This is a genomic window from Streptomyces sp. NPDC107575 (assembly GCF_055657265.1).
On record NZ_JBVKBG010000005.1, the window covers coordinates 1026510 to 1039436 of the forward strand.

At 69.9% G+C, this 12927-nt stretch carries 11 protein-coding genes and 1 pseudogene; 6 read left to right on the forward strand and 6 right to left on the reverse strand.

Annotated features, from left to right (window positions below):
* Positions 1–32: 32 nt before the first annotated feature.
* The 5 genes from ACZ7L4_RS29445 (at position 33) to ACZ7L4_RS29465 (ending at position 5258) form a co-directional block, all read left to right on the forward strand.
* A complete protein-coding gene (locus tag ACZ7L4_RS29445) occupies positions 33–2087 on the forward strand; it encodes an oxidoreductase (RefSeq protein WP_472107313.1) in 2055 nt (684 codons plus the stop codon).
* 38 nt (positions 2088–2125) lie between these two features.
* Positions 2126–2887, forward strand: coding sequence for an SDR family NAD(P)-dependent oxidoreductase (locus ACZ7L4_RS29450; RefSeq protein WP_472107315.1), 762 nt, complete (start codon positions 2126–2128; stop codon positions 2885–2887).
* A gap of 55 nt (positions 2888–2942) precedes the next feature.
* Positions 2943–3740, forward strand: a complete 798-nt coding sequence (locus tag ACZ7L4_RS29455) for an electron transfer flavoprotein subunit beta/FixA family protein (RefSeq protein WP_472107317.1) — start codon at positions 2943–2945, stop codon at positions 3738–3740.
* 40 nt (positions 3741–3780) lie between these two features.
* Positions 3781–4746, forward strand: coding sequence for an electron transfer flavoprotein subunit alpha/FixB family protein (locus tag ACZ7L4_RS29460; RefSeq protein ID WP_472107319.1), 966 nt, complete (start codon positions 3781–3783; stop codon positions 4744–4746).
* Between the two features lie 314 nt (positions 4747–5060).
* The gene (locus ACZ7L4_RS29465) at positions 5061–5258 is read left to right on the forward strand and encodes a hypothetical protein (RefSeq protein ID WP_472107321.1); all 198 of its coding nucleotides are present in this window, start codon (positions 5061–5063) and stop codon (positions 5256–5258) included.
* 8 nt (positions 5259–5266) lie between these two features.
* Here ACZ7L4_RS29465 and ACZ7L4_RS29470 read toward each other — a convergent pair whose 3' ends face one another.
* From ACZ7L4_RS29470 to ACZ7L4_RS29485, 4 genes are all read right to left on the reverse strand, one after another.
* Positions 5267–6877: an SNIPE associated domain-containing protein gene (locus ACZ7L4_RS29470; protein WP_472107323.1), complete on the reverse strand. Its 1611-nt coding sequence runs from the start codon at positions 6875–6877 to the stop codon at positions 5267–5269.
* A 538-nt stretch (positions 6878–7415) separates the two neighbouring features.
* A complete protein-coding gene (locus tag ACZ7L4_RS29475) occupies positions 7416–8804 on the reverse strand; it encodes a collagen-binding domain-containing protein (protein WP_472107325.1) in 1389 nt (462 codons plus the stop codon).
* A gap of 135 nt (positions 8805–8939) precedes the next feature.
* Complete coding sequence (locus tag ACZ7L4_RS29480; protein ID WP_472107327.1) at positions 8940–10328, reverse strand: replication-associated recombination protein A; 1389 nt, start codon at positions 10326–10328, stop codon at positions 8940–8942.
* A 67-nt stretch (positions 10329–10395) separates the two neighbouring features.
* Positions 10396–10764, reverse strand: coding sequence for an MmcQ/YjbR family DNA-binding protein (locus ACZ7L4_RS29485; RefSeq protein ID WP_472107329.1), 369 nt, complete (start codon positions 10762–10764; stop codon positions 10396–10398).
* Positions 10765–10811: 47 nt separating this feature from the next.
* On the opposite strand from ACZ7L4_RS29485, the pseudogene ACZ7L4_RS29490 reads away from it, so the two are divergent.
* Positions 10812–10928: pseudogene (locus ACZ7L4_RS29490) on the forward strand (helix-turn-helix domain-containing protein); the annotation flags it as partial.
* Positions 10929–10960: 32 nt separating this feature from the next.
* On the opposite strand, the gene ACZ7L4_RS29495 reads toward ACZ7L4_RS29490, so the two are convergent.
* A complete protein-coding gene (locus ACZ7L4_RS29495; RefSeq protein ID WP_472107392.1) occupies positions 10961–11758 on the reverse strand; it encodes a VOC family protein in 798 nt (265 codons plus the stop codon).
* A gap of 134 nt (positions 11759–11892) precedes the next feature.
* Positions 11893–12927 (reverse strand): 1,4-alpha-glucan branching enzyme (glgB, locus tag ACZ7L4_RS29500; RefSeq protein WP_472107331.1); only part of this gene is annotated, 1035 nt, incomplete at its 5' end.

Here is a 12927-nt window from a genome sequence, read left to right on the forward strand (position 1 = left end):
CGCGCCCCCCTGACTGTTCATCGGAGTACGCCATGCCCTCGCCTTCCCCATCCATGGATCCGCTGCTCGAGCCGTTCGAGCTCAAGCACCTGCGCCTGAAGAACCGCGTGGTCAGCACATCCCACGAGCCCGGTTACGCGCAGGACGGAATGCCCAAGGAGCGCTATCTGCGCTACCACTTGGAGAAGGCCAAGGGCGGGCTCGCACTCACGATGATGGGGGGCGCGGCCTGCGTCGCGCCGGACTCCCCGGCGTTCGTCAACAACCTCGAACTCTTCCGCGACGAGGTCGTGCCCTACTTCCAGGCGATCTCGGACGCGGTGCACGAGCACGACTCGCTGGTGATGTGCCAGGTGACCCACGCGGGCCGCCGCACCAGCAACTACGAGGTCGACTGGCTGCCCATCGTCTCCGCCTCCGGAGACCGCGAGCCGCAGCACAGGGCGTTCCCCAAGGCCGCCGAGGACTGGGACATCGAGCGCATCGTCGCGGCGTACGCGGACGCGGCCGAGCGGTGCAAGGCCGGCGGCCTGGACGGCATCGAGCTGATGGGATACGGCCATCTCCTCGACCAGTTCTGGTCTCCGGCCACCAACCACCGCGACGACGCGTGGGGCGGCGATTTCGAACGCCGCCTGCGCTTCCCCCTCGAAGTGATCGGCGCGGTACGCGAGCGGGTCGGCGAGGACTTCGTCGTCGGCCTGCGCATCGCCGTCGACGAGGCACGTCCGGACGGCCTGCGCGCCGAGGAGGGCATGGAGGTGGCCCGGCGCCTCACCGACGCCGGCATCGACTTCCTCAGTGTCATCCGCGGCGGCCTCGACAGCGACAACAGCACCTCCAAGGTGATCGCCCCGATGGGCACACCATCGGCCGCCCACCTGGACCTCGCCGGGGAGGTCAAGCGCACCCTCGGCGTCCCGGTGATGCACGCAGGGCGCATCGCCGACCTGCCCACCGCCCGCCACGCGATCCGCGAGGGCCTGCTCGACATGGTCGGCATGACCCGCGCCCACATGGCCGACCCGCACCTGATGCGGCGCCTGGCCGAGGGGCAGGAGGACCGCATCCGCCCCTGCGTGGGCGCCGGTTACTGCATCGACCGGCTGTACCAGGGCGGCGACGCCCTGTGCGTCCACAATGCGGCGACCGGCCGCGAGACCGTGCTTCCGCACGAGATCCCGGTGGCGGGCGCGAAGGCGAAGACCGCCGTGGTCGTCGGCGCGGGCCCGGCCGGCCTGGAGGCGGCCCGTGTCCTGGCGGAGCGCGGCCACCAAGTCACCGTCCTCGAAGCGGGCGCCAAGCCCGGCGGACAGATCGCCATCGCCTCCGCGCCCGAACGGCGCCGCGACCTCATCGGCATCGTCGACTGGCGCGTCGAGGAATGCCGCCGCCTCGGCGTCAAGATCCGCTGCAACACGTACGCGGACGCCTCCGACGTGACCGCCGAGAGCCCGGACCTCGTGATCGTCGCGACCGGAGGCATCCCGAACACGGAGATCGTGGAAGGTCCCGCCCAACTGGTCACCGACACCTGGCAGATCCTCACCCGCGAGGTCAAGCCGGCCAAATCGGTGCTCGTGTACGACGACAACGGCGACCATCAGGGCATCGCCGCCGCCGAGTTCCTCGCCGACGCCGGCTCCGAGGTCGAGTTCGTCACCCCGGAGCGTACGGTCGCCCCGCTGGTCGGCTGCACGAACGCCCCCGCCTACCTCAAGTCTTTCGCCGAGCGCGCGGTGACCACCACCCTCAACTCCCGTGTCACCACGGTGGAACGGGACACCGACCGGCGCCTGAAGGTCACTCTCACCGAAAAGTACGCGGGCACGACCCACACCCGCGTCGTCGACCAGCTCGTCGTCGAGCACGGCACCGTCCCCGTCGACGACATCTATTTCGAGCTCAAGCCGCTCTCGTCGAACCATGGCGAGACCGACCAGCACGCGCTGCTGCGCCTGTACGCGCAGGAGGTCGTCCGCAACGAGGACGGCGCCTTCCAGCTGTTCCGCATCGGCGACGCGGTCTCCAGCCGGAACATCCACGCGGCGATCCTCGACGCGTACCGCCTGTGCATCGCGCTCTGACCAACCCCCTGTCTACAACGAACCATTGGAGTACCCCCATGTCTGACCTGACCGGCAAGGTTGCCCTCATCTCCGGCTCCGCCCGCGGCCAGGGCGCCGCCGAGGCCCGCCTCTTCGTCGAGCGCGGCGCGAAGGTCGTCATCGCCGACGTGCTCGACGAGGAGTCGGCCAAGCTCGCCGCCGACCTGGGCGCCGAGAACGCCATCGCCGTGCACCTGGACGTCACCGACCCTGAGCAGTGGGCCGCAGCGCTGGTGGCCGGCGAGGACGCCTTCGGCAAGATTGACGTACTGGTCAACAACGCCGGCATCTACCTCCAGGGCCCCATCGCCGAGACGGCTGTCGAGCGCTACCGCAAGGTGATCGAGGTCAACCAGATCGGCGTCTACCTCGGCATGCAGACCCTCGCCCCGCACATGGCCTCGGTCGGCGGCGGCTCGATCGTGAACATCGTGTCGGTGTCGTCCTTCGCGCCGCTGGACGAGACGTCCGCGTACGCGTCGTCGAAGTCGGCGCTCCTGGGCATGTCCAAGGCGGCCGTCGGCGAGTTCGGCCCGCTCGGTATCCGCGTCAACATGATCCACCCCGGCGGTGTCGCGACCGAGATGGGCGCCCCGGCCGGTGTCGTGCCCGAGGCCTACGACCAGGCCCCGCTCGGCCGCATCGGCCAGCCGCGGGAGATCGCAACGGTCGCCGCGTTCCTCGCCTCCGACGACGCCTCGTACTGCAGCGGCGCCGAGATCCTCGTCGACGGCGGCTGGACCGTCGGCACCCGCAACCCGTGGGCCGCCACGAAGTGACGCCACGCGCCGGACAGACACGACGACACCCAGCAGTACACGTAGGAGACATGGCATGACTCTGAAGATCGCGGTCAGCGTGAAGTACGTGCCCGATGCCACGGGCGAGCGGCAGTTCACCGACGACCTGACCCTCGACCGGGACGACGCGGACGGGCTCCTGTCCGAACTGGACGAGTACGCGGTCGAGCAGGCGCTGCAGATCGCTGAAGGCCTGCGGCAGAACGGGGCCGACGCCGAGGTGACGGTCCTGACCGTCGGCCCCGAGGACGCCAAGGACGCGCTGCGCAAGGCCCTGTCCATGGGTACCGACCGGGCCGTCCACGTCGAGGACGACGACCTGCACGGCACCGACGCGCTCGGCACCTCCCTCGTCCTGGCCAAGGCCGTCGAGAAGGCCGGCTACGACCTGGTGCTGTGCGGCATGGCATCGACCGACGGCGCCATGGGCGTCATCCCCGCCATGCTCGCCGAACGCCTGGGAGTCCCCCAGCTCACCCTCCTGTCCGAGGTCTCGGTCGAGGACGGCACGGTCCGGGGCCGCCGCGACGGCGATGTGGCTACGGAACACCTGGAGGCCCGGCTCCCGGCGGTCGTCTCGGTCACCGATCAGTCCGGCGAGGCCCGTTACCCCTCCTTCAAGGGGATCATGGCGGCGAAGAAGAAGCCGGTGGAGTCCTGGGACCTGGACGACCTGGATCTGGAGGGCGACGAGCTCGGCCTGGAGGGCTCGTACACCGTCGTCGAGTCGGTGCAGGAGCGCCCCGCGCGCACCGCGGGCACGGTCGTGAAGGACGAGGGAGCGGGCGGCAAGGAGCTGGCGCAGTTCCTCGCGTCACGAAAGCTCGCCTGACCACCGCCACGTATCCCTGATCATTGGAGAGTTGAAGTCCATGCCTGATGTTCTGGTCTACGTCGACCATGTGGACGGCACCGTCCGCAAGCCGACCCTGGAACTCCTCACCCTCGCCCGCCGCCTGGGCACCCCCGTGGCCGTCGCGCTCGGCGCCGGCGCCGCCAACACCACCGCCGTACTCGCCGAACACGGCGCCGCCCGCGTCCTCACCAACGAGGCCGCCGAGTTCGCCGACTACCTGATCGTGCCGAAGGTGGACGCGGTGCAACAGGCCGTCGTCGAGGCCGTCGCTCCGGCCGCCGTGCTCTTCCCGTCCTCGGCCGAGGGCAAGGAGATCGCCGCCCGCCTCGCGATCCGGCTCGGCTCCGGCATCATCACGGACGCCGTCGACATCGAGGCGGGCGACGAAGGCCCCGTGGCGACACAATCCGTCCTGGCCGCCTCCTACACGACCAAGTCCCGCGTGTCCCTCGGCACTCCAGTGATCACGGTCAAGCCGAACGCCGCGCCCGTGGAGGCAGCGCCGGCCGACGGCACCGCAGAAGAGCTGCCGGTGACCTTCTCCGAGGCCGCGCGCGGCACCAAGGTCACCCGGCGCACCGAACGCGAGTCGACCGGACGCCCCGACCTGACCGAAGCAGCGGTCGTCGTCGCCGGCGGGCGCGGCATCGCCGGCTCGGAGAATTTCGCGCTGGTCGAGACCCTCGCCGACGCGCTCGGCGGAGCCGTCGGCGCCTCGCGGGCAGCAGTGGACGCGGGCTGGTACCCGCACTCCAGCCAGGTCGGGCAGACCGGCAAGTCCGTATCGCCGCAGCTCTACATCGCACTCGGCATCTCCGGTGCGATCCAGCACAGGGCAGGCATGCAGACGTCCAAGACGATCGTCGCGGTCAACAAGGACGCCGAGGCCCCGATCTTCGAACTGGTCGACCACGGCGTCGTCGGCGACCTGTTCGAGGTGGTCCCACAGCTGACCGAGCAGATCACGGCCACCACCGGCTGAGGTCCTGGCCGCCGGCCCCTCTGGGCCCGGGCAGCACGTGGGCCGCAAGCCGCGATGTTACTGGGCCACAGAGGGCATGGCCGCTCACCACTCGGAGTCGGACCACGTCGCCACAACCGCCTGTTGCCACGCCTGCCACCTCGTCCCCACAGCCTGATCCGAAGGATCAGGACTACCCCGAAGCAGCGTTCTGGTACGACCAGCTGACCGCGACCATCGAAGATGTCACGCGCGAACTCGAGGACGCCTTCTACGCCGAGGCCCAGCACACTCTGCGCGTACTGGCGGCCGCGGTCGACCTCTACAAGGACCGGGTGGCGGCGTCACCGGACATCGAGGTGGAGTACGGCCGCGTGTGTCGGAGGGCTCAGTGGGCGATCTGGCCGGACGAGTTCGGGGAGGCGTCCGCGAAGGTGACCGCCGACATGGACGCCCTGCGCAAACAGATCCACGACACCGAGACGGCGGCGGGCCGTGTGCGGAGGTTGGCAGGCCACGCCACCGCGCTGTGAGGGCCGCGTCAGTTCCCTCCGCCCCCGGCTTGACTCGCCCGCCATTCCGGGGCTTCGGCGGTGTCCTGGAACTCCAGCAGATGCTGTCCGGCGAACCGCTGCAGCGCGCCCCGCACCTCGGCCGGAGTGACATAGAAGAACTCGCGCCGTCGGTTGACCCGGTTGACTCGGCGGGACTCGAATTCCTGGTGCAGACGGCGTTCGAGACCGACGGCGTCCTCGCTGAAGATGAGGGCGTGCACGTCGAACCGGAAGGGGACGGAGGCGTCGCCGAGTTCGTTGACGCGGTCCATCGGGTCCAGGCGCCGCGTCAGACCGATCTTGACCATGCGCTCGCCGAACGCACCGAGGTTGGAGATGACATAGACGTATCCGGCGCGGATATTGGCCTCCCGTGCATCGACCGCGTCCAGCTGGATTCCCAACTCCTCCAGCTTTGCCTCGAGTTCGGTGATGGCCCCTGGGTCCGCCGTTCCGGCGCGCAGACGGCGCAGCGCGCTCTCGTAGTGGCTGCGTTCCTTCTCCAGGCGCTGACGCTCGCGCTCCAACTCACGTTGCAGGCGCTCTTCCTCGCGCTGCTGGGCACGCAGTTCGCGTTGCTCCTCCTTCTCGACCTCTTTGCGCGTGACGTAGTCCGCCGTGAGCTCCAGTTCCTCGATACGGAGCCGGTGGTACTCGTCGCTGATGCGGATCTGCATGGTGGCGCCGAGCCTGGCGATCGTGTCGCGGGTCTTGTTCAGCCGGTCGATGAGCGAACTGAGGCGATGCGGCTTCATTCCGCGTACCGCGTTGTCCGCCTCCGCGTTGTAGGCACGCAACATCAGCTTCGAGAAGTCGCGGACCATTTTGCGGCCCTGTGCGACGGAGCCGTTGACCGTCCAGTCCTGGGCCGCGAGGACGGCACGGTTGTCCCTGGCCAGCTGCTTGTGGTGCGCCTTCAGGGAATCCAGGCGGTTCTTGTACGCGACCGCGTCCGCCAGGGGATGACGGTATTCGTAGATGCCCGCTTCCTGGAGCATCTGCATCTCGTCCGTGACCACGAGCTGCCGTTGTGCCTCGGCCACTCGCTGCTCCGCCTGCGCCGCCTGCCTGGCCAGGGCGTCGGCCTGCTGGCGTACCTCCACAAGTGAGTGGGCGGCCCGCTCGGCCGCGTGCTCCACCTTGGTGTCCAGGATGGCGTCGATGCGCTCGATCTCCCGGACCTTCTCCTGGTGAGCACTCTGGAGCCGGTGCTGTTCGGCGGCGATCTGCGCGGTGTCGGCACCCAGGACCCGCTCCAACTGCTCGGTCAGATGCCGCTTGTCCTCCTGGAGCGCGCGTATCTGGTGGTCGGCCTGTGCGAGTTGTTCGGCACGTCGGGCCGCTTCGGCCTCCGCCTGCTTACGACGCCGCCCGAACAGCCCGCCCCCGCCGGTCGACGTGTCGGACGTGTCTCCGTACGGGGAGTGCTGTGGGCCGGCGGGATCGGGTCCACTCGGCTGGGACGTCTGCACCTCGGGCACCCAGAGCTGCCATCCGGGCGGTACGGGCCACGCAGGATCCGGCTGCCAGCCCGGAGGAGGCGTCCAGCCCTTGGGCGGTGGGGGCCAGGAGGGCGGCGGATTGAAACGGTATGCCATGGTCGAGTGGCTCCTGCAACACGGCGGTGGGACAGCTGACCGACCCGTCCACGATGCCGGAAAGGCCGGCCGATGACTCGAGGCGAAGGCAACCCATGGGGCGGGACCTTTGCCCTCCCGGGCACTGCCCCTGCGTCGCATCGACACCGGTCCGGCTCCGCCCCGTGGGACGCCCTGCGTCAAGTCATTCTCCGCCCGCGCCCTGAGCACCGGCAAGGCCCCCGACCGCGTGAGGCCCGCAGTCGGCCGTAGGCTCGGGGCTGAGTCAGCAACTCGCCGCTCACTCCCGTAAGTCCGGGGCACCTTGGCGATGCCGAAGATGGTCCCGCACCTCACGTGGGTCACGATGCGCAATGTGAGAAGCCCTGTGGCCGCTCGGGCGGCACCGTCACAGACGTATGGATGCCTCTCGTGGCCTACGGGCCTGCCCCGGCTGCACCGCAGCGACGCGGCCCCGCAGGGGGTCAGCCTGCCCGCCACTGCGCTGAGCCCAGGGACGCGGGCGCAGAGCAGTGGCCGAAGAGGCGGAGTGTGGGGGTCAGTTGCGGTTGTCGCGGTGTCGCCTGGCCCACAGGGCCAGTGATGCTCCTGCGGCGATCAAGGCGCATGCTCCGGCGGCCGCGAAGATCGTCGTGCGGTCGTTGCCGGTGTTGGCCAGTTCAGGGCCGCTCGGGCGCGGCGACGGGGCGGGTGTGGAGGGCATGGGCGTGGATGGCTGGGGCGTGGGGCTCGGCGTGGTGTCCGTAGGTGACGGGGTCGGGCTGTCCTCCGTGGGTGACGGGGTCGGGGTGTCGGTGGGTGAGGGGCTGTGCGGCGAGGGAGAGGAGCTGTTGTCGTCGCATTCCAGGTCTGCGTCGAACGGGAAGTAGTGGATCTCTCCGGCGTTCACGGGTCCCGAGGGCCCGTTGATCGGCCCGGCGGTGAGGGTCTTGGCGATGATGTCGCCCTCGATGTTGGAGGGGTCCAGGTCGGTCAGGTTCGCGCGGGGCGCGTAGATGGTGCCCTCGACGGTGTCGCCGTCGGGGATGGTGATGTCCTTGGCGTCGGGGAAGTCCCACATCATGTAGGGCGCGTTGGCACCGGACACGCCGGCGAGGTTGGGCGTGTGCCAGGTGTAGGCGCCGCCGGTGGCGGTGGTGTCGACGACGACGAGGAACGGGGTGTCGGCGGAGGGCTGGTCGAGGAAGTTGATCTCGTCGAGGTTGTTGAGCGTCTCGCCGGTCACGTGCAGCACGTTGGTCTTGCCCGGGGTCAGCTCGACCTTGACGCTCGAGCCGGGGGCCACGTTCTCCTGATCCGGCAGGGCATTGCCGTTGCCGTCGAGCAGCGTGACGTTGTTCGCGCACTGGGCCATGGTGTCGGCGCGGTCGCGGAAGGTGGAGAACAGTGACGGGAAGTCCATCAGATCTGCGGGACCGACCGAGGACGGGGGCTGACGTGTGGTCAGTTCGATGCGCGGGGTGGAGTCGTATCCGGATCCCGTGCGGGTGATGTGGGTGTTGACCTGGGCGCCGTTGGCGTCGGTGTTCGCGGCGGTGCCGCCGGGCATGTCGCCGATCTTGGCGTACCCGTTCTGCAGAACCTTGAGCACACCGTCCGGGGCGCTGGACGCGTAGTCGACGCGCCCGCCCACCAGGAGGGCCGTGGGCTGATCGTCCCCTGGCGCCGTGAAGGTTCCCGGGGTGTGCAGCGAGACGTTGTAGCCGGAGCCGAAGCTGAGGTTGCCACCAATGGCGACGGGGCCTTCGCTTTCGGTGCTGCCGAGCATGGCGTCGCCTTCGGTGACGACGCCGAAGCCGTTGTTGCCGTCCACCGGGTTGCCGACCGAGACGGTATCGGCGTACGCGCTTCCGCTCGCCACCGCCGTGAAGAGGGCCAGGGAACCGCTCCAGGCGGTCCATGTGAGGGCTTTCGCTGCGTTGACCATGCACGCACGCTAGGAACGCCCCGGCGGCCGGCGGGGCAGGCGCCACCCAAGGGCACTCTCGGGGATCACCTGTTGAGCAGATCAGCCCACAAAAGGGCATATGCACCGCATGCCTCTGCCTCATGCGGGCACGGGCTAGCTACGGGGAGGCGTGTCGGGCCCCGCCTGTGGCGGCGACGCGCGGGCGCGCAGCGCGGACCAGTGGCGTAGGCGCTCGCTGATCTGGGCCTCGTAGCCGTTGCGGGTCGGCTGGTAGTACGTCTCGCGGTCCATGCCGTCGGGGAAGTAGTCGGCGCCGGAGAAGCCGTCGGTGGTGTCGGGGTCGTACTGGTAGTCCTTGCCGTAGCCGAGATCCTTCATCAGCCGGGTTGGGGCGTTGAGGATGTGGGCGGGCGGCATGAGGGAGCCGGTGCCGCGGGCGGCCCGGTGTGCGGCGTTGAAGCCGCGGTAGACGGCGATGGACTTGGGGGCGGTGGCGAGGTGGACGACGGCCTGGGCGATCGCCAACTCGCCCTCGGGGGAACCGAGTCGCTCGTAGACGTCCCAGGCGGCGAGAGCCTGTTGGAGGGCGTGCGGGTCGGCGATGCCGATGTCCTCGCTCGCGAAGCGGACGAGTCGGCGGGCCACGAACAGCGGGTCCTCGCCGCCGTCGAGCATGCGGGCGAGCCAGTACAGGGCCGCGTCCGGGTCGGAGCCGCGCATCGACTTGTGCAGCGCGGAGATCAGGTTGTAGTGGCCCTCCTGCGCCTTGTCGTACTGCGGGGCGCGCTGCTGGATGTGGTGGGCGAGACCGGCGGTGTCCAGGGGTGCCCCGGTGTCGTCGGGCGGGAGGGCCTGGAGCTGTTCGGCCATGTTGAGGAGGTAGCGGCCGTCGCCGTCGGCCATGGCGATCAGCGCACCACGGGCGTCGTCGTCCAGGGGCAGCCGGTGGCCGGTGAGGTCCTCGGCGCGGTCGAGGAGCGTGGACAGCGCGGCCTCGTCGAGGCGTTTGAGGACGAGGACCTGGGTGCGGGAGAGCAGGGCGCCGTTGAGTTCGAAGCTGGGGTTCTCCGTGGTGGCGCCGATGAGGGTGACCGTGCCGTCCTCGACGTAGGGCAGGAAGCTGTCCTGCTGGGCGCGGTTGAAGCGGTGGATCTCGTCGACGAACAGCAGGGTGCCCTGTCCGATGGTGAGGCGGCTGCGGGCGGCGGCGAAGACCTTCCGCAGGTCGGCCACGCCGGAGAAGGTGGCCGACACCGGCTCGAAGACGAGGTCGCTGCCGTCCGCGAGGAGCCGGGCGATGGTGGTCTTCCCGACGCCGGGCGGCCCCCACAGGATCGCCGAGCCGAGGCGCTGCTGGGCGACCATGCGGCCCAGCGGGGCGTCCGGGGCCAGGAGGTGGTCCTGGCCGACGACCTCCTCGAGGCGGGTGGGGCGCAGGCGGTCGGCGAGCGGACGGGCGGGTTCCTCGTCGAAGAGCGGCAGGGTCGCGTCGGTGGGTTCCATCGGTCTCTCGGGGGTGGCGGGCGGGATGTGCGCGGGCATGACGAGCCTTGCACGGGGCACTGACAAGCGCGGGCTCAGCGGCGTCTCGTGGGCGCGTTTGCGCTCTTCATCGGGGGCGTGGTCGGTCGCGTCGTGGCAGCCGCTCGACGACCAGGTCGTAGGCATCCTCGACGGCTTCGGTGACCAACCGCCGGCTGATCCCGGGGCCGGGGCCGAGGGAGATCCAGTGCCGTTTGTCGAGGTAGCGGCCCGGGGTGATCGAGGCGTAGCCGTGGATGCGGGCGCGGGCGTGCTCGGGTTCGCACTTCAGCGTGACGATCTGTTCGTGCGGGTCGTCGGTGACGATCAGGAAGACCTTGCCCGCGACCTTGTACACGTCCAGTGCGGGCGTGAAGGGGTATCCGTGGCTGACGCCGGGCAGGGCCGAGGCTGCCCGGCGGGCTGCGTCCTGGAGCCGGTCGCCGGCCGCGCTCACCGGGCCGCCCCGCTGCCGGTGCCGTAGGCATGTGGTAGCGCCTGCCACGGTCCGTGGCCGCCCACCTCGGCTTCACCGACCCCGCGAATTTCGGACGCTTCTTCCGCGAGCGCACCGGGCTCACCCCGGCGATGTTCGCGGCCCGGGATGCGGCACGCAGGTAGGTGCTCCGCGTCGGGAGGCATCCGGATCTCGCTCAGTGCGGCGGCGCCGCGTTCACCACGAAGCGGGCTCCGGCCGGATCGGTCAGGACTGCCTCGGTCGAGTCCGCTCCCCCGTGCAGGGCCTGGCCTCCATGGGCGCGTGCCGCCTGTACGCAGGCCGCCACGTCCTCGACCGAGAAGTGGACCTGCCAGCGGGGGCGGACCGCGGGATCGGGTGCCGAGTCCACCGCGCCCGAGTGGATGCGGGCCACGACATCACCGGCGCTGCGCAGGACGACTTCGTCGTCCTCGTAGTGGGCCTCGCAGCACCCCGATTCCTCGGACGCCCAGCCCAGGACCTCGGAATAGAAGATCGTCGCGTCGAAGGCGTCGCGCGTGTACAGCTCCACGAACACCGGGGCCACTCGGCGCCATGTCTCCCAGTCACTCACCAGCTCGCCCTCCCAGATGCCGAAGACGGCGCCGTCCCGGTCGGCGAGCACGGCGGCCCTTCCCGGAGGGAAGGAGAGGGGACCCACTGCAGTGGTGCCACCGCGTTCTTGGAGACGGGCCACGGTCTCGTCGGCGCTCGCCGCGGCGAAGAAGGGTGTCCACACTCCGGGCACCGGGCCCATCCCCACGGCGGAGACCCCCGCTACCGGCACTCCGCGCACGCTCGCGAAACGGTACTGGTCCCCCAGCCTGCCCACACGCCAGTCCCAGCCCAGCACCGCGTGGTAGAACTCCTCCGCCTCGCCCAGGTCGTGTGTCGACAAGCTCACCCAGCAAGGAGCGCCCAGCACCGAGCCACTGGTCGGGGGTGCGCACGGAGCTGTCGTGGAGGTGTTCATCTCGTACCGATCCATAAGGCCCACCGTCTTTGAGGCCCGCCAGGGGCCCCGGGGCGCGCGGGCGCGAACGCCGTCCGGGCGCATGCCCGGCTCAGCTGCTGTTCACGGCACCGAGTGCCCATGATCAAGGCTCTTCAATCTTCTGGTGTCAGCCACAGTGCGGCCAGCGGCGGGAGGCACACCTCCAGCGAAGCGGGGAGGCCATGACAGGCGGACGGCTCCTGGCCGAGCGGGGCGCCGTTGGTGACCCCGCTGCCGCCGTACCGTGGCGCATCGGTGTTGATGGCTTCCCGCCACACACCGGAGGCCGTCCGCGGGACGCCGAGGCGGACACCCTCCCGTACCACGGGGGAAAAGTTGCAGACGGCGAGCAGCGGGCTGCCGTCGGCCGAGTAGCGCAGAAACGCGATCACGTTGTCGTCCGCGTTGTCGGCCATGACCCAACGGAAGCCGGCGGGGTCGCTGTCCCGCTCCCACAGCGCGGGGGTGGCCGTGTAGCGCGCGTTCAGGTCCGCGATCAGGCGCCGCACCCCGAGGTGGTCCTCCCTGCCGGCGGAGTCCTCGTCGATCAGGTTCCACTGCAGTCCGTGTGCTTCGGACCATTCGGCGCCTTGGGCGAACTCCTGGCCCATGAAGAGGAGTTGTTTGCCGGGGTGGGCCCACATGAAGGCCAGGTAGGCGCGTTGGTTGGCGCGTTGTTGCCACCAGTCGCCGGGCATTTTGGAGACGAGTGAGCGTTTGCCGTGCACGACCTCGTCGTGGGAGATCGGCAGGACGTAGTTCTCGCTGTAGGCGTACACCATCGAGAACGTCATCTCATTGTGGTGGAACCTGCGGTGCACCGGCTCGTGGCTCATGTAGCCGAGCGAGTCGTGCATCCAGCCCATGTTCCACTTCAGGCCGAAGCCGAGGCCGCCGAAGCCGCCCGGCCCGATGTGGTGGGTGGCGCGGGTGACGCCGTCCCAGGCCGTCGACTCCTCGGCGATCGTGACGACGCCCGGCACCTGCCGGTACAGGGTGGCGTTCATCTCCTGGAGGAAGGCGACGGCGTCGAGGTTCTCGCGGCCGCCGTAGCGGTTCGGGGTCCACTCGCCGTCCTCGCGCGAGTAGTCGAGGTAGAGCATCGAGGCGACCGCGTCGACGCGCAGGCCGTCGATGTGGAACTCCTG

Coding starts and splice junctions, on each gene's coding strand:
- ACZ7L4_RS29480 (WP_472107327.1), bottom strand. CDS start 10,328: ATGCCCGCGCACATCCCGCCCGCCACCCCCGAGAGACCGATGGAACCC.
- ACZ7L4_RS29450 (WP_472107315.1), top strand. CDS start 2,126: ATGTCTGACCTGACCGGCAAGGTTGCCCTCATCTCCGGCTCCGCCCGC.
- ACZ7L4_RS29445 (WP_472107313.1), top strand. CDS start 33: ATGCCCTCGCCTTCCCCATCCATGGATCCGCTGCTCGAGCCGTTCGAG.
- ACZ7L4_RS29470 (WP_472107323.1), bottom strand. CDS start 6,877: ATGGCATACCGTTTCAATCCGCCGCCCTCCTGGCCCCCACCGCCCAAG.
- ACZ7L4_RS29475 (WP_472107325.1), bottom strand. CDS start 8,804: ATGGTCAACGCAGCGAAAGCCCTCACATGGACCGCCTGGAGCGGTTCC.
- ACZ7L4_RS29455 (WP_472107317.1), top strand. CDS start 2,943: ATGACTCTGAAGATCGCGGTCAGCGTGAAGTACGTGCCCGATGCCACG.
- ACZ7L4_RS29495 (WP_472107392.1), bottom strand. CDS start 11,758: ATGAACACCTCCACGACAGCTCCGTGCGCACCCCCGACCAGTGGCTCG.
- ACZ7L4_RS29460 (WP_472107319.1), top strand. CDS start 3,781: ATGCCTGATGTTCTGGTCTACGTCGACCATGTGGACGGCACCGTCCGC.